This window comes from Amycolatopsis pittospori (assembly GCF_013870525.1).
GTDB lineage: Bacteria > Actinomycetota > Actinomycetes > Mycobacteriales > Pseudonocardiaceae > Amycolatopsis > Amycolatopsis pittospori.
The window spans coordinates 20,515-40,605 of the sequence record NZ_JACBXD010000006.1 but is presented as its reverse complement, the minus strand read 5'-3'; the positions used below and the strand labels follow the sequence as shown (position 1 = coordinate 40,605).

11 protein-coding genes are annotated in these 20,091 nt (G+C 71.8%); 7 read left to right on the top strand and 4 right to left on the bottom strand.

The window, feature by feature from the left end; translation table 11 throughout:
* Nucleotides 1–9 precede the first annotated feature (9 nt).
* The gene (locus tag H5J31_RS04875) at nucleotides 10–894 is read left to right on the top strand and encodes a DUF2268 domain-containing protein (protein WP_181771233.1); all 885 of its coding nucleotides are present in this window, start codon (nucleotides 10–12) and stop codon (nucleotides 892–894) included.
* Here the strand turns inward: H5J31_RS04875 and H5J31_RS04870 are convergent.
* Complete coding sequence (locus tag H5J31_RS04870) at nucleotides 891–2,498, bottom strand: choice-of-anchor A family protein (protein ID WP_181771232.1); 1,608 nt, start codon at nucleotides 2,496–2,498, stop codon at nucleotides 891–893. The two genes, H5J31_RS04875 and H5J31_RS04870, sit on opposite strands and share 4 nt — an antisense overlap.
* Nucleotides 2,499–2,738: 240 nt before the next feature.
* Between H5J31_RS04870 and H5J31_RS04865 the strand changes: the two genes are divergently transcribed.
* The 6 genes from H5J31_RS04865 (at nucleotide 2,739) to H5J31_RS04840 (ending at nucleotide 7,660) form a co-directional block, all read left to right on the top strand.
* A complete protein-coding gene (locus H5J31_RS04865) occupies nucleotides 2,739–3,842 on the top strand; it encodes a sensor histidine kinase (protein ID WP_181771231.1) in 1,104 nt (367 codons plus the stop codon).
* On the top strand, nucleotides 3,835–4,905 hold the full coding sequence (locus tag H5J31_RS04860) for a histidine kinase (protein ID WP_181771230.1): 1,071 nt from the start codon (nucleotides 3,835–3,837) through the stop codon (nucleotides 4,903–4,905). The genes H5J31_RS04865 and H5J31_RS04860 overlap by 8 nt, the downstream gene beginning before the upstream one ends.
* The gene (locus H5J31_RS04855; protein WP_181771229.1) at nucleotides 4,884–5,540 is read left to right on the top strand and encodes a response regulator transcription factor; all 657 of its coding nucleotides are present in this window, start codon (nucleotides 4,884–4,886) and stop codon (nucleotides 5,538–5,540) included. The genes H5J31_RS04860 and H5J31_RS04855 overlap by 22 nt, the downstream gene beginning before the upstream one ends.
* 101 nt (nucleotides 5,541–5,641) lie before the next feature.
* Nucleotides 5,642–6,271 carry a hypothetical protein gene (locus tag H5J31_RS04850; RefSeq protein WP_181771228.1) on the top strand — a complete coding sequence of 210 codons (630 nt, stop codon included), beginning with the start codon at nucleotides 5,642–5,644 and terminating at the stop codon, nucleotides 6,269–6,271.
* Between the two features lie 43 nt (nucleotides 6,272–6,314).
* The gene (locus H5J31_RS04845) at nucleotides 6,315–7,187 is read left to right on the top strand and encodes a hypothetical protein (protein ID WP_181771227.1); all 873 of its coding nucleotides are present in this window, start codon (nucleotides 6,315–6,317) and stop codon (nucleotides 7,185–7,187) included.
* A 41-nt stretch (nucleotides 7,188–7,228) separates the two neighbouring features.
* Nucleotides 7,229–7,660: an SRPBCC family protein gene (locus H5J31_RS04840; RefSeq protein WP_181771226.1), complete on the top strand. Its 432-nt coding sequence runs from the start codon at nucleotides 7,229–7,231 to the stop codon at nucleotides 7,658–7,660.
* 21 nt (nucleotides 7,661–7,681) lie between these two features.
* Here H5J31_RS04840 and H5J31_RS04835 read toward each other — a convergent pair whose 3' ends face one another.
* Genes H5J31_RS04835 through H5J31_RS04825 form a run of 3 tightly spaced genes read right to left on the bottom strand, consistent with a single transcriptional unit; the run spans nucleotide 7,682 to nucleotide 20,089 of the window.
* Entirely contained in the window at nucleotides 7,682–8,725 is a 1,044-nt protein-coding gene (locus H5J31_RS04835) for a 3-deoxy-7-phosphoheptulonate synthase (protein WP_181771225.1), read from the bottom strand.
* Nucleotides 8,712–10,118 (bottom strand): DHA2 family efflux MFS transporter permease subunit, encoded by a 1,407-nt coding sequence (locus tag H5J31_RS04830; protein WP_181771224.1) that lies wholly within the window; start codon nucleotides 10,116–10,118, stop codon nucleotides 8,712–8,714. The genes H5J31_RS04835 and H5J31_RS04830 overlap by 14 nt, the downstream gene beginning before the upstream one ends.
* Nucleotides 10,115–20,089 carry a non-ribosomal peptide synthetase gene (locus H5J31_RS04825; RefSeq protein ID WP_181771223.1) on the bottom strand — a complete coding sequence of 3,325 codons (9,975 nt, stop codon included), beginning with the start codon at nucleotides 20,087–20,089 and terminating at the stop codon, nucleotides 10,115–10,117. Before H5J31_RS04825 ends, H5J31_RS04830 begins: the two co-directional genes overlap by 4 nt.
* Between the last annotated feature and the right edge of the window lie 2 nt (nucleotides 20,090–20,091).

Sequence of the window (20,091 nt, the reverse complement as noted above, 5' to 3'; positions counted from 1 at the left end):
CGTCACCTCATGACGATCAAGGTTCTGAACACCTACCCGGCGATGCGCGAGATCCTCCGCACGCCACAGGCGAAGCGCGCCGACCTGCTCAAGACGATGGTCGAGCCCGCCGCGGGGATGTACCGCTATTTCCCCGGCGAAGTCGACCTCGTCGCGATGCACGCGATGAGCTCGGGCTTCCCGCTCGACCGCGACGAAAAGCGGTGCCTGGAAGCACTCGACGCCCTGCACGACGCCGACGCCTGGAACCGTATCCAGCGCGCGCTCGACGACGCCCTCGCGGCCCAGGTCGCGGCGACGTCCGGACTCGCGGTACCGGACATCACCGTCCTCACCGTACTGGGCGATCCCGGCGACCCGCTCTTCATGGGCCCGCACCTGGGCATCTCGGGGAACGGCAGCGTGTCCGGCTACCTCTACCTCACCTTCTGGCCGTATCCGGAGAACCTGGCGCGGCTGGAGGCGACGGCGGTCCACGAGCTGAACCACAACCTCCGCTACGGCCCGGGCGGGGTCGGCTGGGATCCGGCGACCGTCACGGTCGGCGAGCAGATCGTGTCCGAAGGGCTGGCCGACGCCTTCGCCCGCCAGCTGTACGGCGACGAGCTCGGCTACACCCGCATCGGTGTGCCGCATCTGCACGACGACGCGGTGTTCGCCAAGGTCGTGTCCGGCCTGGAGATCACCGGCATGCGGAACTTCACGGCCTGGGTGCACGGCGACGAGACCGCCGCCCACTACGGCAGCACACCTGTCGGTCTGCCGACGGGCGCCGGCTACGCCGTCGGCAACCGGCTCGTCGACGCCTACCTCGCCGCGACCGGTCGCTCGGCCGCGGAAGCCTTGCTGGCTGACCGCCGCGACATCATCGACACCGCCCTCGACCGGGTCTAGGACTCGCGGCGCCTCGACCGGATCGTCAACGCCACCAGCGCGCCGCCGAGGAGGAGCAGGAACAGTCCGGAGACCAGCAGGCCGCGGACCTCGCTACCGGTCGACGCCAGCGGACCGCTGTCGGACGGTCCACCGCCCGGTGTGGTCGCCCCCGGCTGCCCGGGCGTGGAGCTGGTCGTCACCCCGGGGGCCGGGGTCGTGCTGGAACTGCTGCTCGACGTCGGCGAACTGCTGCTGGAGGAGGAAGAGGTCGTACTGGTCGGCGCCGTGCTGGTACTGGACGACGTGCTGCTCGAAGGAACGCTGCTGGACGTGGTGCTGCTCGACGTCGCGCTGGACGAGGTCGTGCTGGACGAGGTCGTGCTGGACGAGGTCGTGCTCGTCGGCTCGCTGCTCGAAGTGGTGGTGCCGCTGGAGGTCGTGCTGCTCGTCGGACTCGACGACGTGGTCGTGGTCGACGTGGTGGTGATGCTGCTCGTCGTGGTGGTGCTGGTCGGACTCGTGGAATTGGACGAACTCGAAGACGAAGACGAAGTAGGCGAAGTGGTCGGCGTGCTGCCGCATTCGGGCAGGTCCCCGGTGAACGGGTAGTTGTGGAACTCCTGCCCGCCACCGCCGGTGGCCTCCGAACTGTGCACGAGGGTGCCGGTGGTGAAGAAGCGGCCGTTCATACCGGACGCGGTGACCGTCGCGGTGCTGCCCGGATCGCCGATCAGCACGCTTCCCTGGAACTGGGCGCCACCGGCGATCTTCACCTGGGTGGCGTCCGGGAAATTCCACAGGAGCCGTTCGCGCAGTTTGTTCAGCGGGTCCTGGTCGTTCAGGTCGCCGGTGAAGGTGTTGATCGTGCGGGCCGCTCCGACCATATTGACCAGGATCGTCGCCCCGGCCGGGATGCCTTCGAATTCGATGCCCTGCATGCCACCGTTGCGGGCGGTGAGATCGAAGTCCACGGTGAACACCTGCAACGCGGATTTCCCGTCCCCGGTGAACAGGGTGCGGTACCCGTCGTTGCGCGCCGTGCCCGTGGTGGGGCGCGGCACGGTGCCTTCGCGTGCGTAGCACTTGCTCGCCAGACGCAGATCCTCGCGCAGGCCCACGTAGGGCTTCGCCGCGTCGGGGTCCTTTTCCAGCGTTCCGGTCACCGTCCCGGTGACGGTTCCCGCATGCCGCACGACACCGCCGTCGGCGAGCAACCGCTGTTCGGCGGCGACGCTCACATTCCCGCCGGTGGTCAGGAAATCCGCGCCGTCCGGCGGTGGCACTCGTGAACCGACGCCGGCGATGCCGACGTTGTACGCAGCGGAAGCGCCGGGTCGTTTCGCCATGTCGAAATCACCGAGGACGACGACTCGGCCTTCGGCTTCGGCGGCCGCTCCGCGTACTTGGAATTCGCCGCCGACATAAACATTGATGCCGTTGTCCCGGCCGGGATAGGCACCGTTGTTCACCGGCGGGTACTTGCCGGGGCAGGCGTCGCCGACACACGGTCCCAGTCCGCCCGGCAACGGGGCGGCGACCGCGCCACCGGTGACGACCAGGGCCGCCACGCACACCGCCGCGGCCGCACCGGCGGAAATCGAGGCCAACCGCCTTGCACGCATGGGCCCGATTCTTATGCCCGCCGACCGGGTGAACACAATCGGAAAGCGGAAATACCCCCGACCGGGCGAGGGCGATAACCCACCCCATTCGAGTGACGGCGAGGTATTCGACAGAACGGAATCCCCGAAGGAATTCTTCGCGAAGTCCGTTCCCTGCGGAGTTCCGGCAACCGGGAACGAGGCGCTGACCTGGCGGGGACTGGACCTGCGCACGCTGATCCCGTCTGCTTGACTGCTGCCGTGCCGTCCGTTCGTGAGCCCTCCGTCGAAGCGGAGTTCCTCGCGGTGGTCGGCCGCTTCGCCGGGCCCGCCAGAGGCGCCGGACTGCTCGTGATCAGCGTGTTCGGGGTGCTGGCGACGCCGTCGGACGCGCTGCCGCTGGGCTTCGGTCTGCTCGCGCTGGCGTTGGGCACCGCCGTCGCCGAACACGTGGCGGGCAGGACGGGCCGGGGCAGGCCGGTGGCGTTCGCGCTGACGCTGCTGCGCGCGGCCGCCATCTGCGGTACCCAGTTCCTGACCGCGCCCGAGGCCGCCGAACTGAACCAGTGGGCGTTGAACGTCCTCACCATCACCGCGATCACGCTGCAATGGGAATGGCCGCCACGCGTCACCGTGCCCGCGGTCGTCTGCCTGCTGGCGATCGAGGTGGCGCCACTCGGCTTCGAGGACGGCCTCTCGGTGGTGCTGCGGGTGCTGATCGAAGCGACACTCGCGCGCGGGGCTTTCCTTCTGTTGCTGCGCACGACGCGGCGGGTCGACCATCTCCGCGAACGACGGGCCCGGCTGGCGCGTGAGGAATCGCTGGCGCTGGAACGACGACGTCAGGAGCGGGAGTACCTGGCCGTCCTGCACGACACGGCGGCGGCCACCTTCCTGACGGTGGCTCAGCGCGGGGAGACCGCCGGCCCCGCCGAGGTCGCCGAATACGCGCGCCGGGATCTCGCGATCCTCACCGGGGAATCCGGCCCCGGCAGCGTGGTCGATCTCGAAACGTCGTTGCGCGGCGTGCTGTCGCAGAGTCCGGTGAAGGTCGAGGCGCGTTGGGCGCCGGTTCCGCCGATGCCCGCGTCGGCCGTGCTCGCGCTCGTCCGGGCCGTGCGCGAGGCGCTGACGAACATCGACAGGCACGCGGGTGTCGGCGAAGCCCGGCTGACGGTCGAGGACGGCGTGCGCGTGACCGTCCGGGACGACGGCCGCGGTTTCGACCCGGCGGCGACCCCGGCTCAGCGTCGAGGTGTCCGGGAGTCCCTCGTCGAGCGCATGGCCGCGGCGGGTGGCCGCGCGACGGTGACCTCCGCGCCCGGCGCGGGGACCACGGTGGAACTGGTGTGGCCCGATGGGTGAGACCGCGGACCGGGTACTCGGCGGCTGCCGGATCGCGCTGCTGATCGTGACCGCGGTGATCCAGGTCGGCCTCAGCCTCCCCAAGGTGACCGGGACCGCGAGCTGGTCCGCGTTCACGGCGCTCGGCGCGATCCTCGTGGTCGCGTCGTGGTGGGTGCTGCGTGGCAGGCCGGTCCCCTGGCCCGTGGGGGTCGCGGGCGCCGTCGTCGTGTTGACCGCCTCGGCGGTGGCGAGCTGGGCGGTACCGACCGGCGAGCTGTTCGGCGACCGGCACTGGGTCTTCGGCCTGGTCGGCTGGCATCTGCTGGTGCTGCTGCTCGACCGGCCGGTGGCCGCCGCGGTGGCGCTCGGTGCGCAACTGGCCGTGGACATCGTCCGGCTGGTCACCTCGGCCCCCGCCGACCGGGCCGAGATCAGCGGGGTGATGATCGGCGGGCTCAGCGTGATCACCTTCCAGCTCGCGACGCTGGCGTTGGCGCGGGTCGTGTACCGGCGGGCGGGCGAGGCCGCGGAGGCCTCGATCGAACGGGACCGGCTGGTCCATCGCAAGGCTCTCGCCGAACAGCAGGAGGCCGACCAGCGGATCCGGTTCGCCGGGCAGCTGGGTGCCACCGTGGCGCTGCTGGCCGGGCTGGCGGACCGGACACTGGACCCGCGTGACGAAACGGTCCGGCAGCGGTGCGCGCTCGCGGCCACGCAGCTGCGGCGGCTGTTCGCGGAGAACGACGACGTGCCCGACCCTCTGGTGCACGAGGTCTCGGCGTGCGTGGATCTCGCCGAGCGGCGGGGCCTGACGGTGTCGCTGGCCGTCAGCGGCGAAGCGGCGCCCGTGCCGACCGCGGTCCGCCGCGAGCTGACCGGCCCGTTGATGACGGCGCTGGTGGCCGCCCGGTCCCAGGCCAGGGTCAGCGTGCTCCGCACCGGGGACGAGATCCGGGTCGCGGCGATCACCGACGGTGAACCCGCCGTGCGGGTGAACGGATCGGGCCCCGTCGACGTCGAATGGCACGCGCTGGGACAACGCTCGTGGATGGAGGCGAAATGGCGTTCGGAACCGAATTGACCGCGGTGGTCGTCGACGATCATCCGGCGGTCCGGGCGGGGGTCGTGCACTGGCTCTCCTCGGGCACCCCGCCGGTCACCGTGGTGGCCGAGGGTGAGGACGTCCGGGCCGCCTGGATCGGCGACGGCGCGCAGGCCGACGTCGTCATCCTGGATCTGCATCTGAACAGCACCACCCCGGCGATGGGCGATCTGCGGCGGCTCACCGAGGCGGGGCGCCGCGTCGTCGTCTACTCGATGCGGGCCGACGACGAGACCGTCCTGCAGTGCCTGGAACTCGGCGCGCTCTCCTATCTCACCAAGGCCGAGGGCGCCGAACACCTTCTCGAAGCCGTGCGCGCGGCGGCCACCGACCGGCCGTACACGCCGCCGTCGCTGGCGGGGGCACTCGCCGGAGACCGCTCGGAACGGCGTCCCACGCTTTCGGCACGGGAGACCGAGGTGCTGATCGAATGGTTCCAGTCGGAGTCGAAGGACTTCGTGGCCCACCGGCTGGGGATCTCGCCGAACACGGTCAACTCGCACCTCGAGCGGATCCGGGTCAAGTACGCGCAGATCGGCCGGGAGGCCCCGACCAAGGCCGCGCTCGTCGCGCGGGCGATCCAGGATGGGCTGATCGGCGTAAGCGATCTGTGATCCGTTGTGGTGCGAACGGCCCACACACCTGTACCCCCGCGCCGACTACGGTGCGTGGCGAGAACGCCGGAGCCGATTCGGCGGGGAGTCCGAGGAGATCCATGAAGTCCGACCGCATCGCCCTGTTCGCCACCGGCTGCGCCGCCGTGCTGCTGCTTTCCGCGTGCGGCGGTAAAGAGGAGGCAGGCAGTGCGGCCCCCGCCCCGGCGCCGCCCGCCGCGACGTCGGCTCCCGAATCCTCGCCCGCGGCCAGCGGCACCATCCCCGTCGGCGCGCCGGCCGACGCCACCGCGCCCGGCAGCGAGCTGAAGGTCGGCGACCGCGCCATCGTCCCGTTCAAATACGGCACCGACAAGACCGGCACCATCGCGATCACCGTGAAAGCCATCGAGACGGGCGCCAAGGAAGACCTCGCCGCCTACGGTGACAAAGCCAAGGGCATGACCCCGGTGTACATCCGGGTCCTGGTCGAGAACGTCGGCGGCACCGACCTCACCTACAGCTCGGTGCGGCTGCGCGCGGTCGGGCCGGACGGCCGCGGTACCGGCGTGATCATCACCGGCGAGACCCCGCAGTGCCAGTCCGAGACGGCGAAGAGGGACTTCAAGACCGTCGGCGCGACCTACGAGACCTGCGGACTGCAGGCCGTGCGGGACGGCGGAGAGGTCGGCGGTGCGACCTTCAGCGACAGTGACGCGTACAAGGACAAGCCGGTCATCTGGAAGAAGTAACCTCCCTTAGCGGAAAGTTAGCGATGGGGTCCAAGATCACCCCATGCGCGCACTACTGGCCGGACTTCTGTTGGCGGGACTGCCGATGGCCCCTGCGACCTCGGCATCCGTCCCCGCCACGCTGACGCCGTACGTGTACCTGGCGCCGGACGAGCAGAACAAGCCGGTGGACGCGGAGCAGTTCGTCCAGCATTCCGCGCTGAAGTGGTCGCATTCCGCGCCCTGCCCGAGTGATCATCAGCTCGCCGGGCAGGGCGCGGTGAGCGCCGCCGGGCTCGGCGGCGGCTCGTACCAGCACCAGAAGAAGGGCGGCTGGCCGGGCTGCAAGGACTCGGGGACGTACTACCGCAGCAACGATCGCGTCCGGCCGCACGAGATCGGCGCGCGCGACGGGATGTACCTCGATCTGGACAACGGCCGTCGCGGCGTCGGCAGCACGAGCGCTCCGGTGTATTACGAGTACGAGGCGAAGAACTTCATCACGTACTGGATGTTCTACCCGTACAACAACGGGCCGCTGGTACAGAACCACGAGGGCGACTGGGAACGCGTCGCCATCAGGCTGGACGCGAACGACAAGCCGGTGACGGTCGCGTACTTCGGGCACGGCGGCTCCTGCGTCAAACCGTGGGCGTCCGCGCCGAAATCCGGCGGGCATCCGATCGTGTTCTCCGCGCGGGGCACGCACGCGAGCTACCCGCGCGAGGGCGACTTCCCGACCGCGCTGGGCTTCTCGGACCACACCGGCAAGGGCGCCGTCTGGCAGACCGCGACCGCGTACGACGCCCGCACCCGGCCGTGGTTCCGCTTCGGCGGGGCCTGGGGCGAGGTCGGCGAAAGCACCCACACCACCGGCCCCGGCGGCCCCGGTGCGAAGAACCCCGCACCCGACTGGGCCGCGCCGGCCTGCGCCTGACCACCCTGCGGGTCTTGGCCGACCTGCGTACCGTTGGCCACGTGGTTCACGTGCACCGGACGATCACCGTCCGCACCCCCAGTCAGACCGTCGTCGACTACCTGAAGGACTTCGCGCACGCCGAGGCGTGGGATCCCGGCACCGTGTCCTGCACCCGGACCGACGACGGGCCGATCGCCGTCGGAGCTCAGTGGCACAACGTGTCCGAGTTCCGCGGCAAGCAGACCGAACTGACCTACCGCCTCGAACAACTCGAAGCCGGCCGCATCGTTTTCGTCGGCGGCAACAAGACCGCGACGTCGACCGACGATCTGACCGTGACCGAGGAAGACGGCACCACGACCATCAGCTACCACGCCACCATCAAGTTCCACGGGCTGGCGAAACTCGCGGATCCCTTGCTGAAGCGGGAATTCGAGAAGATGGGCGACGAGCTGGTGCCGACCATGCAGAAGGCCCTCGAAGCGCTCTAGACACGCATGGCCGCGGGAGGGCTAGAGGGCACCGACCTTCCGTGGTGAGCTGATACGCCGCACGGCGTTCGCGCAGGCCAGTGACTCCAGCAGCGGCACGGTCCGTTCCCAGCCGAGGCAGGCGTCCGTGATGCTCAGGTCGGGCCGCGGCGGCACGGCGCCGACGTCCTGTCTGCCGTCCGAAAGGTAGGACTCGATCATCACCCCGGCCAGGGCGTCGTTGCCGGCGGAGATCTGGTCGGCGAGGTCGGCGACGACGACGGGCTGCCGGTTGTGGTCCTTGCCGCTGTTGCCGTGCGAGGCGTCGACGACCAGGCGGTGCGGAAGGCCGGCGGCGGTCAGGGCGTCGAGGGCGTCCGCGACGGCGTGGGCGTGGTGGTTGGGTTTCGGGCCGCCGCGCAGGACGATGTGCGCGTCCGGGTTTCCGGCGCCGCGCAGGATCCGGAGGCGACCGTCCGCCGCGGCGCCGGGGAACACATGCGGCAGTCCGGCCGCCCGCACCGCGGCGACGGCGGTGTCGAGTCGCCCGGAGACGCAGTTCTTCATCCCCACCGGCATCGGCAGCCACGACGCCAGATGCCGGTGGGGCTGGCTGGCCACGGTCCGCGCACCGATCGCGCCCCAGCTGACGGTGTCGGCGAAGTACGGCGCCAGGAACGGGTCGACGAACTCGTAAGCCAGCGGCAGCCCGGTCGCCGCCGCGTCGGCGAGGAACTGCCTGCCGATCCGTACCCCGGACGCGAGATCGCCCTTGCCGTCGAGGGTGGGGTCGGGCGCCAGGCCGGTCCAGCCCGCGATCGTCCGCGGTTTCTCCAGGTAGGCGCGAAGAACGACGACGAGGTCGTCGGCGAACCTGCGGGCCGCGCCGGCGAGCAGATGCGCGTACTCGACGGCGGCGGCGGGATCGTGCACCGAACACGGTCCGACGACGACGAGCAGGCGGGAGTCGCGCCGGGCGAGGACGTTCGCGACGGTCTCGCGATGTCGCGCTATCTCGTCCGCGACGACGCCGCTCGTGGCCACCTCGATGGGGCTGGGCAGGGTGTCCTGGTCAAGCATCCGCATGACCTTTCTCCTTGTCGGGGGCGGCCACCCCGGTCCGGGGCAGCCGCGTCGCACCGGCGACCGCCACGACGGCGAGGCCGAGAACACACCAGAAAGCGTCGGCGAAGGCCGCGGCCACATCCGGGCCGCGAGCGGCGAGCCGGGCCTGCAGCACCACGGCCAGCACCGCGGTGCCGACCGAGCCGCCGAGCGTGTTGAGCAGGTTCAGCGCCCCGGCTGCCCGGGGTAGCCGGGCGGGTTCGACCCGGCGGTAGACGATCGTCATCACCGGCGCGCCGATCAGCGCCGCGCCGAAACCGCGGAACAGCAGTGAAACCGCGATCACCCAATCCGGGAGTCCCGGGCCGAGCTGGGTGAACGGCGCGGTGCCGAGGGCGACCAGACCGATGCCGCTCAGCACGAGGGTGCGCGGCGAGATCCGGTCGACGAGCCGGTTCACCAGCACCGAACCGGCGGCGGCGCCGACGCCCTGGGGGACCAGCAGCAGTCCGGTGTCCCAAGTGGACAGTCCAGCACCGCTCTGGAGGTACAGCGGGAGCAGGAACATCGTGCCGAACACCGACGCGCCGAGCAGGACCAGCGCCAGCGCGGCGACCCCGAACGGCGGTTTGGTGAACAGCCGTGGGTCGAGCAGCGGCGCCTCGGCTCGCAGGCCGTGCCGGACGAACATCGCGAGCATCACCACACCCAGCCCGACGGCGGTCCCGGCGACCGCCGGCGCCCCTTGCTCGAACCAGGTGAGCCCGAACACGAGCACCGCGAGGCCCGGGGAAAGCAGCATCGCGCCCCGGAAATCGAACCGGTCGCCTCGTCCGCCGGGTTCTCCGGCCGGGACCCAGCGCAGCGCGAGGATCACGGCCGCCACGCCGACCGGAAGGTTGACGTAGAACAGCCACGGCCAGTCGGCGACGGCGAGGATCGAGCCGCTCGCCAGCGGGCCGAGTACCGGGGAAAGCAGTGGCACCAGGCCGACGACGCTGATCACGCGGCCGATCCGGTCGGGCCCGGCGGCACGAGCCAGCAACGCCTGACCGGTCGGTGGCAGCAAGCCACCCGCGAGCCCCTGCAGGACACGGAAGGCGATGAGCGCGGGCAGCGTCGGCGCCAGCGCGCACAGCAGTGACGCGATCAGGAACACGACGACCGCAGTGAGCCAGACCCGCCGTCCGCCGAACCGGTCGGCGAGCCAGCCGGACGCCGGGACCGCGGTGACGACGGCCAGCAGGTAGGCCGTGGTCACCCAGTGGACGCCGGTGACCGGGGCGCCGAACTCCTCGGCGAGGGTGTCGACGCCGACCGAGACGATGGTGCTGTCCAGCGTCGCCATGAAGGTGCCGAGCACCAGCACGGCCGCCGTGCGCCACAGCGTGGCGTCGACCGGGCGCGTGGTCACCGCTCCCCCAGGAACTCGACGGCGTCGCCGTCCAGCCACGACGGCAGATCCCGCAGGAACCGGATCAGCTCGTCGGCGAGGGCTCGGGCGTCGGTCTCCCGCGCGTACAGAACGCCTTCCCAGCCGTGCTCGCCCGGGACGACGGTGACACTCACCGAATGGTGCGTGCGTTCGCGGAACCGCGTGGCGGTCACGGTCAGGCCCGGGGCCGGTTCACGCAGTTTCGCCGGATCCACCGGGTAGTTCTCGAAGACGAGCAGGCTGTCGAACAGCCGCTTCCGCCCGGTGAGCGCCGCGAGTTCGGGCAGGCCGATCCGGTGGTGCCCGGACATCGCCTGCTGCCGCCGCTGCAGATCGGCCAGTGCCTCGGCGACCGTTCCGGTGAACCTGGCGCGGACCGGGACGCTGTTGGCCAGCAACCCGATGATCTCCTCGACACCGTCCACTTCGGACGTCCGGTTCGAGTTCATCACCCCGAAGCTGACGTCCCGGCGGCCGGCCCGGTTCGCCAGGACGGCGGCCCACGCCCCCTGCAGCAGGGTGTTCACGGTGAGCCCGCGAGCCGCCCCGAGCCGGGTCAGCACCTCCACGACCCGACCGTCCACGGTGAACACGGCGGGCTCCGGCGATCCACCGGCGCGCGGCAGGTGATCGCCTTCGGGGAGGCCGTCGAGTTCCGTCCGCCAGGCCCTGATGTCGGCGGCGTGGTCGCGTGCGGTGAGCAGCCGCGTGTACCGGTTCAGCGGTACCGGTTCCGGCAGCGGCTTCCCCGCGTAGAGCGCGAACAACTCGCCGAGGACGCGCGGCGCGGACCAGCCGTCGGACAGCAGGTGGTGGCTGGTCAGCACGAGCCGGTGACTGCCGGGACCGTGCCGCAGCACGGTGACCCGCCACAGCGGCCCGTTCGCCAGGTCGAACGGCTCCGCCAGTTCCTCGTCCAGCACCCGCTCGGTGTCCACTTCGGACACTTCCCGGACCCGGAACCCGGCTTCGGGCGCGGCGGGGACGACCTGCACCTCGTGCGACGGCGGGAAGACCGCGCCCAGGTTCGGATGCCGTCGCACCAGCGCCGTCGCCGCCTCCCGCAGGGTCTCGACGTCGAGGTCGCCGGACAACGCGAACGCGGCCTGCACCGGGTAGGGGTCTTCGGCCGACGAACGGGACTCGCGCAGGATCACCTCCTGCAACGGCGTCAGCGGCAGGACGTCGCCCGGTCCGGGCGGATCGGCGGCGAGTTCGTCCAGCGCGCGGCGGAAGTGCTCGCCCAGCACGGCGATCTCGTCTTCGGTGAACAACGCCGACGGCCAGGTGAAGCGGACGCCGAGCGTTCCACCGTCGGGGACCATCGCGTTCACCGTCAGCGCGTGCGGCAGCGGGAGATCCGCGCCGCCGCCGGAACCGAGCGGATCGGCGTCCGGTGGGCGTTGCCAGGGCGTTTCGGTGACCGGCGCCGCCGGGAAGCGGCCGAGGTAGTTCCAGGCGACCTCGGGCCGCGGCCCGAGGTCGCCGAGGATCCCGTGGCCGAGGCCGTCGCCGGCGGCACGCAGGTGGTCGCGCACCGCCCGCAGCGCGTCCGGCAGCGGTCCGGACGGCGGTGCGATCCGCGCCGGATGCACGGCGGTGAACCAGCCGGCGGTCTGCGCCAGATCGACGGTACCCGTGAAGTCCGGCGTATGCCCCGGCCGCCCGTGGCTCTCGACGGCCACGAGCAGATCGGCCTCGGTCCCGCGCCAGGCGGCGATCGCGCGGGCCAGCGCGGTCAGCAGCACGGTGTCCGGGCCGGTGCGGTACGCCGCGGGCAAGGCGGTGAGCACGGCGTGGGTCGTCGCCGCGCCGATGTCGACGCGGTGATGTCGCGCGGTGGCCACGGTGTCGCGTGCCGGATCGAGTTCGGCGCGGCCGAGCCGCGGCGCGGGCGCGGTGGAGATCGCGTGCCAGTACGGCAGTTCGTCCCGCCGGTGCGGAACGGCCGCACGCAGCGAACGCGCCCAGCCGAGGAACGACTGCCCGCGCCGCCGCAGGGTGTTCCCGTGGAAGGCCTGTTCGACGTCGTCGAGCAGCACGCGCCAGGTCACCGCGTCGGCGACGAGGTGATGCGCCACCAGCACGAGCCGTCCTGGGCGCCGCTCACCGGCGTCGATCAGCACCGCCTGCAGCAAGGGTCCGGTACGCGGATCGAGGGCGGCCTGGATCCGCTCCACCCGGGCGTCGATCAGGGTCCGCAGATCGGCTTCCGGCGCACGGACGGTGGTGAGCACCGCGTCGGCGGTCACCGCGCCGACGTCGGGGATCCGCAGCGCGTCCTCGACCAGATGCGCTCGCAGGACGTCGTGGCGGGCGAGGACGGCGTCCAGCACCGACCGCCACCGTGACACGTCCCCGGCCGCGGGCACGCAGATCTCGACCCACTGGCAGAACCCGTCCGCCGCCTTTTTCGCACGCAGCAGGAGATCGCGCATCACCGGGGTGAGCGGCGCGTCGCCGACCGCGGGTGCCTCTTCGGCTCGTTCGGGCTCCCCGCAGCGCGCGGCGATCCCGGCGACGGTGCCGCCTTCGAGGACGTCGCGCGCGGTCAGGTTCAGTCCCTCCCGACGAGCACGGGACACCACGCGCAGCGACGCGATGCTGTCGCCGCCCGCTTCCAGGAATCCGTCGTCCAGTCCGACGCCGGGGCCGAGCAGATCCCGGACCACGCGCAGCAGCACGGCTTCCGCGGGTGTCGCCGGTTCCCGCCCACCCGAGGAACGGGCTTCGGGCGCGGGCAGCGCGGACCGGTCGAGTTTCCCGCTCGGGCCCAGCGGGAGCCGGTCCAGCGGTACGAACGCGGTGGGCACCATGTACGCGGGCAGGTCCGCGGCGAGGTACTCGCGCAGCTCGGCCGGGTCGGGCTCGGCGCCGTCGACAGGCACGACGTAGGCGACCAGGCGGTCTTCGCGGACGATCACCGCGGACGCGCGGACGTTCTCGTGCGCGGTCAGCGCGGTCTCGATCTCGCCGAGTTCGATCCGGAACCCGCGCAGTTTGACCTGGTGGTCGGCGCGGCCGAGGAAGACGATCTGCCCGTCCGGCCGCCACCGGACCAGGTCGCCGGTGCGGTACATCCGCTCCCCCGGCGGCCCGAACGGATCCGCGACGAACCTCTCGGCCGTCAGCGCGGCCCGGCCGACATACCCTCGGGCCAGCTTCGGCCCGGCCAGGTACAGCTCGCCGGTGACGTTCGTCCCGACGGGGAGCAGGCCGCCGTCGAGCACGTACGCGCGGACTTCCGGGTCCGGACGGCCGATCGGCAGTGGACCGGGATCGGCGGGGTCGTAATGCCAGGTGACCGAGTTGATGGTGACCTCGGTCGGCCCGTAGGCGTTGAACAGCGCGCGCCGGTTTCCCCAGCGCCGCGCGAGTTCCGGGTCGAGCCGTTCGGCGCCGACGACGAAGAACACGTCCGGGTCGACGGTCGCGTCGTCGGGCATCGCGGACAGGAACGACGGAAGCAGGTTCAGCCCGGTGACGCGATGTTCGGCGGCGTAGGCCAACAGGTCGTCCCCGGAGACGCGTACCTCTTCCGGCGCGATGACCGAGGTCCCGCCGGACAGCAGGGGCAGCATGAACTGCCAGAACGCGACGTCGAAGCTCGTCGACGCGAAGTGCAGGTACCGCTCGGCGGTCCCGATGCCGACGATGTCCTCCTGCAACGCGATCAGGCTCGGGACACCGCGGTGCGGAACCGCGACGCCCTTGGGTTTCCCGGTGGTGCCGGAGGTGTAGATGACGTAGGCGAGCGAGTCTTCGGTGAACGGCACCGACGGATCCGAGTCCTCAGTGGACAGTTCGGCCGGGTGCACCACCGGAAGACCCTCGACGTCCGAAGTGGACACGACGGCGGCGGGTTCGATGTCGTCGAGCATGTAGGCCAGCCGGTCGGCCGGGTAGTCCGGGTCCATCGGCACATGCACCGCACCCGCCTTGACCACGCCGAACAGGGCGACCACGAGGTCGACGTCGCGGCGCAGCAGCACCGCGACCGGGTCCTGGGGCTTGACCCCGGCCTCGATCAGCGTGTGCGCGAGCCGGTTGGCGCGCCGGTCCAGTTCCGCGTACGTGAGGCTGCGGTCGCGGCAGACGACGGCTTCGGCGTCGGGCGTTTCGCGGACCCAGCGGCCGAACTCCTCCAGCATGCCGCCGCGTTCGCGGTGCGGTTCCGGGCCTTCGCCGAGACGCAGCATCGCGCGTTCCTCGTCGGCGTCGAGCGCGCGCAGCCGGGCGACCGGACGCGCCGGATCGGCGACGATCTCGTGCAGGACGGCGCGCAGCCAGCGGCCGTACGCCTCGGCTTCGTCCCGGGTGAAGGCCTGGGGCTGGTAGCCGAGCCCGACGGTGAACTCGTCGCCGGGCAGCACGATCACGGTGAGCGGGTAATGGGTGGCGTCGGTGATGTCGACGCCGGTCAGATCGAGGCCCGGCGCCAGCGTGGTGCGCGCACGGCTGGAGAGCGGGAAGTTCTCCATCACCAGCATCGTGTCGAACAGGTCGCCGATACCGGCCGCGCGCTGGATGTCCGGCAGCCCGGCGTGGTGGTGATCGGTGAGCCGCACGCTTTCGGTGTGCACGCGCTCCAGCACGGTGACCGCGGTCTCGGCGGCGTCGAACCGGACCCGCACCGGGATCGTGCTGCCGAGCTGCCCGATCATCCGCTCCACGCCGGGGACGTCGGCGGGACGCCCGGACACCGGGCAGCCGAAGACGACGTCGCGGCGTCCGGTCAGGCGGGCGAGCAGAACACCCCACGCGGTCTGGAACACCGTCGTCGGCGTGAAACCGCGCTCACGAGCGAAGGCTCGCAGCCGCTCGCTGAACTCTTCGCCCAGTTCCACGGTGACCCGCTCGGGGCGCTCCACAGTGGACTCGACGGCGGCGGGAGCGAGCCGTGTGCCCTCGTCGAGTCCGGCGAGCGCCTCACGCCAGGCCTCCAGCGCCGCGTCCGGGTCGCGTTCGCCCAGCACCCGGTGGTACTCCGCGAGGGGCGGGGCGACCGGGGCCGCCGGGCCGCCGCCGAGTTCGGCGTAGGTGGCCAGCAGGGTCCGGCCGACCAGCGGCATCGACCAGCCGTCGAGCAGCGCGTGGTGGTTCGTGAGCACCAGGCGGTGCTCGTCCGGGCCCAGGGTGAGCAGCAAGAACCGGATCAGCGGCGGGGTCGCCGGATCGAACGGCCGGGCGAGCTCGGCGCGGCATTCGTCCGCCACCTGCTCCGGTGACACGGCCGAGAAGCGCCAATCGAGAGACACCGCCTCGGGCACCACCTGGACGACCTCGCCCGCATCGGTGGTGTGCAGGTGGACGCGCAACGCGGGATGCCGCCGCAGGACCTCCGCAGCGGCCTCGCGCATCCGGTCGGCGTCGAGTTCGCCGCTGAGCAGGGTCACCGCCTGCACCACGTAGACGTCGGTGTCGTCGTCACCGCGCGCCAAGGTGTGGAAGGAAAGGCCGGTCTGCAGCGGGGTCGCGGGCAGGACGTCCTCGATCCGGCCCCGGCTTTCCAGCGCGTCGATGTCGGCCTGGCCGAGACCGACCAGCGGCAGGTCGGACGGCGTGAGCCCGCCGCCGTCCGGGCCGATCGAGGCGGCGTGCGTGGCCAGCGCTTCCAGCGCCCGCGACCACGCTTCCTGAAGCGCCTCGACACTTTCCGCGGCCAGGACCTCGCCGGCGGCGGTCCATTCGACGGCGAGCCGCGGACGTCCGTCCTCGCGGACGAAACAGTTCAGCGCCAGCACCTGCTCCAGCGACTTGGCCGCCGGTTCGGTGACCGCGAACGGGTCTTCCCCGGGCAGCCGCCAGCCGGTGCCGGACAGGGCGGCGAACCGGCCGAGGTAGTTCAGGACGACGTCCGGTGGCGGGGCGGCGGCGAGTTCGTCCCGGGTGAGCGGGTCGAGGTACCGCAGGACGCCGAAGCCCAGGCCGTTGTCCGGCACCGCGCGTTTGGCCTCTTTGGCCGCACGCAGGAGCTTTCCGATCGCGTCGCCACCGGCGAGGGCGTTGTCGAGATCCGTGGTCGTGGCGACCGCCGTCGCGGGCACGCGCAGCGGGTGCTCGGCGGTGAACCAGCCGACGGTGCGCGACAGGTCCAAGCCGTCCTGATCGCGGCCGTGTCCTTCGAGGGACACGGTTTCGGCCGCGACCGGGGTGTCCCGCCAGGATCGGAGGGACAGCACGAGCGCGGCGAGCAGGACGTCGTCCGGTCCGGCGCGGTAGGCCGAGGTCAGGCTCGTGAGCACGGCCTCGGTCTGCTCCGGCGACGCGACGGTGACCGTCCGCCGCGCGGTCGCGACCGTGTCGGCGCTCCGGTCGAGCGGCCGGTGTCCCAGCCGCGGTCCGTCCAGTGCGCCGCGCCAGTGGTCGAGTTCGCCACGCCGCGCGCCGGAAGTCCCCTGCTCGGCCAGGCGCAGCGCGTGCCTCCGCCAGGACGTTCCAGCGGCCTCCAGCTGTGCGCCCTCGCAGGCGGCGCGCAGATCCGGCAGGAGGATCCGCCACGAGACACCGTCGATCGCCAGGTGGTGGATCACGATGACGAGATGGCCCGGCAGCAACGCGATCCGGAGCATCCCGGCTTCGAGGTCGAGGGAGGCCGCGAGTTCCTCGGCGACTTCCGCCGGGTCTCCGGTCGCTTCCGTGACGACGTCCGCGGCTCGCACGGAATCCCGTTCGCGGACACGCATTTCGTCGGCTACTTGCAGCCGAAGAGCGTCGTGGTGGTCCAGAACCGTTTGCACCCCGGCGGTCAGGCGGTCGAGGGAGAGTTCTTCGTCGAGCCGCAGCGCGGTCCACTGTGTGTACCCGGCGACGGTCGAGACGTCCGGATGCGCGTCGAGGAGGGCGCGGACGATCGGGGGCGCGGGCACCTCGCCGACGGGTTCGTCCGGGGTGCCGGCCCCGCCGCCGATCTCGCGGCTCGCCGCTGCCAGCGCCTCGAAACTGCGCCGCGCCAGCAGATCACGGGGCCGCAGGTCGAGTCCGTGCGCGCGCAGCCTGCTGCTGACGCTGATCGCGGTGATGCTGTCGCCGCCCAGTGCGAAGAAGTCGTCGTCGACGGCGACCTGGTCGACGCCGATGACCTCGGCGATGGTCGCGCACAGCACGCGTTCGCGTTCGGTGGCCGCGGTCCGGCCGGCGGACGCGCGCGGGGCGGGCAAGGCCGCGCGGTCGATCTTCCCGTTGGGGGTCAAGGGAAGCGTGTCGAGAACGACCACCGCGGCGGGGACGAGATGCTCGGGGACCCGCGCCGCGAGGGACTCGCGGACGGCCTCCGGGACGACGTCGCCGACGACGTACCCGATGAGCCTCGGCCCGCGCACGGCGGCGGCCGCGGCGCCCACTCCGGGAACGGCGGCCAGCGCGGCCTCGACCTCGCCCAGTTCGACGCGGTAGCCGCGCACCTTCACCTGGCCGTCACGACGGCCCAGGTACTCCAGACCGCGCCCGGGCACCCAGCGGGCCAGGTCGCCGGTGCGGTACATGCGATCGCCGGGCGCGCCGAACGGGTCCGCGACGAACCGCTCGGCGGTCGCGCCGGGACGGCCGAGGTAACCGCGCGCCAGATGCGGTCCGGCCAGGTAGAGCTCACCGGGGCTTCCGGCGGGCACCGGGCGCAGCGCGGCGTCCAGCACCCGGACGGCGGTGCCCGGTACCGCGGTGCCGATCGTCGGTTCGCCGTCGTCCAGCCAGGATCCGGCACCGTCCACAGTGGCCTCGGTGGGGCCGTACATGTTGCGGGCGCGGACACCGGAGTCGGCGACACGGCGCCACAGCGCGGGCGGAGTCGCCTCGCCGCCGAGCACGAGCAGGGCGGGCGCGTGCTCGCCGTCGAGCAGCCCGGCCTCGACCAACGGAGCGGCCATCGACGGGGTGGTGTCGACGACGTCGATCCGGTCGCGGGTGTACGCGGCCAGCAGTTCGTCGACGTCGCGGGCGATCTCGGTGTCGTAGACGTGCAGTTCGTGCCCGAACAGCAGCCACATGAGCTGGTCGAGCGCGGAGTCGAAGGCGAACGAATAGGTGTGGGCGACCCGCAGCCGCCGTCCCACGGCCCGTTCGGTTTCGGCGACGGTGGTCGCGCGGTGATGGCGCAGCAGCGCCGCCAGGCCGCCGACGCGTCCGAGAACGCCCTTGGGACGGCCGGTCGAGCCCGACGTGAAGATGACGTACGCCAAGTGTTCCGGGTGACGCGGGATCGACAGCGGTGCCGAGTCCAGTGTGGACAGATCGGTTTCGTTCAGCGGCAAATACGGTCCGGGCACGAACTCCGCACTGTTCGCGATCGTCAGCACGGCACCGGCCTCGGCGGCGAGTTCCCGCAACCGCTCGACAGGGTGGACGAGATCCAGCGGCAGGAAGGCGGCCCCGGCGTCGAGCACCGCCAGCAACGCGACGACGAGGTCGGCCGAGCGCGGCAAGGCCAGCGCCACGACGTCGTCGGGCCCGACTCCGCGAGCCCGCAAAGCCCGCGCGAGCCGGTGGACCCGCGCCACCAGTTCGCCGGCGGTCAACCGCTCGTCGCCGTGGACCAGAGCGATCCGTTCGGGGTCGAGTTCGTCCAGCAGTTCGGGAACGCCCAAGGATTCACCGGCCGGGGCCGGGATGGTCCACGCGTCCAGCAAGGTGTCCCGCTCCCCCGGCGGGACGAGGTCGGCGCCGCCGACGACCGGGCCGTCGGGTTCGGTCATCGCGGTGATCAGGCAGCGCAGCGCGGTCAGCTTGGCGTCGACGGCGGCCTGGTCGTGGGTGCGCGCGTCGACCTCGAAACCGAGCAGCAGCCCGCCCTCGGAAGTCGGGAGCACGCTGAGCCCCATGTCCTCGGGCGGCCCGCCGGCGACGTTGCGCATCGTGCCGTGCGCGCCCGCGAAGTCGAGTTTCAGGTCGAACGCCTTGAGGTTGATGCCCCGGCCGTGCAGCAGCGCGCCCGCACCGGGCACCGCCAAATCCTGCGGCAGATCCTCACCGCGATAACGCTGGTGCGTCCGCATCTCCTTGAGCGCGGCGGCCACCCGGGCGGTCAGCTCGGCGGGGTCGTCACCCGGATTCACCGTGACCCGCAGCGGCAGCACGTTGACCGCCATCGCCGGGGTCCGCAGCGCCGTACCTTCCCGGCACATCAACGGCATCGCGAACACGACGTCGTCCCAGCCGAGCAAGCGGTGCAGGAACGCGGCGTAGCAGGCGATCAGCGCGTCACCCCAGGTCGTCCCGGACCGTTTGCCCAGCGCCCGCAGGCGTTCGACGTCCGAGGCGGGCAGCACCGAGCGAGCCGTCACCGTGCGCTCGGGCGGACCGGACGCGCTCCCGCCGTCGTCGAGATCCGGCAATGGGGTGAACCGCGTGCGCCAGTACTCCCGGTCGCGTTCGAACCGTTCGCTTGCCCGGTAGGCGCGATCGGCCTCGACGAGATCCGCGAACGGCGGGAACGTTGACGACGGCACGTCCTTCCCCGAAACCACGGCGGTGTAGCGGGCCGCGGTGCGGCGCGCGAGCATCGCGGCGGTGTACCCGTCGAACACCAGATGGTGTCCGAGCTGCGTGAACCACACTTGCGAGGCCGAGAGCCGCAGCACCAGATGAGCGAACAACGGCCGGCCGGTCATCTCACGGCAAGCCTCGGCGACCCGGCGCCGCTCGGCCTCCACCCGCTCGTGCGCCGCGGCCACCGGATCGGCGTCACCGCGCAGATCCACCACCGCCGGCAGCGGCACCGGCTCCGCCGACACCTCCTGACGCGGCCCGTCCGGCGTCTCGAAGACCCGCAACCGCAGGCTGTCGGCCTCCTCGACGGTCGCCCGGATCGCCTCGGCCAGCACGGTGACGTCGACCGGACGGTCGCCTGCGATCTCGACCACGTCGCCCACGACGTAGTACGGCGAGTCCGGTTCCAGTCGCTGCGCGGTCCAGATGCCCAGCTGGGCTCCGGTGAGGTTCAGGGCGTTGCTCATCT

What these genes read in the sequence shown, in the direction of transcription:
- H5J31_RS04835 (WP_181771225.1), bottom strand. Translation starts at nt 8,725, where the DNA reads ATGCGGATGCTTGACCAGGACACCCTGCCCAGCCCCATCGAGGTGGCC.
- H5J31_RS04875 (WP_181771233.1), top strand. Translation starts at nt 10, where the DNA reads ATGACGATCAAGGTTCTGAACACCTACCCGGCGATGCGCGAGATCCTC.
- H5J31_RS04870 (WP_181771232.1), bottom strand. Translation starts at nt 2,498, where the DNA reads ATGCGTGCAAGGCGGTTGGCCTCGATTTCCGCCGGTGCGGCCGCGGCG.
- H5J31_RS04825 (WP_181771223.1), bottom strand. Translation starts at nt 20,089, where the DNA reads ATGAGCAACGCCCTGAACCTCACCGGAGCCCAGCTGGGCATCTGGACC.
- H5J31_RS04845 (WP_181771227.1), top strand. Translation starts at nt 6,315, where the DNA reads ATGCGCGCACTACTGGCCGGACTTCTGTTGGCGGGACTGCCGATGGCC.
- H5J31_RS04850 (WP_181771228.1), top strand. Translation starts at nt 5,642, where the DNA reads ATGAAGTCCGACCGCATCGCCCTGTTCGCCACCGGCTGCGCCGCCGTG.
- H5J31_RS04855 (WP_181771229.1), top strand. Translation starts at nt 4,884, where the DNA reads ATGGCGTTCGGAACCGAATTGACCGCGGTGGTCGTCGACGATCATCCG.
- H5J31_RS04860 (WP_181771230.1), top strand. Translation starts at nt 3,835, where the DNA reads ATGGGTGAGACCGCGGACCGGGTACTCGGCGGCTGCCGGATCGCGCTG.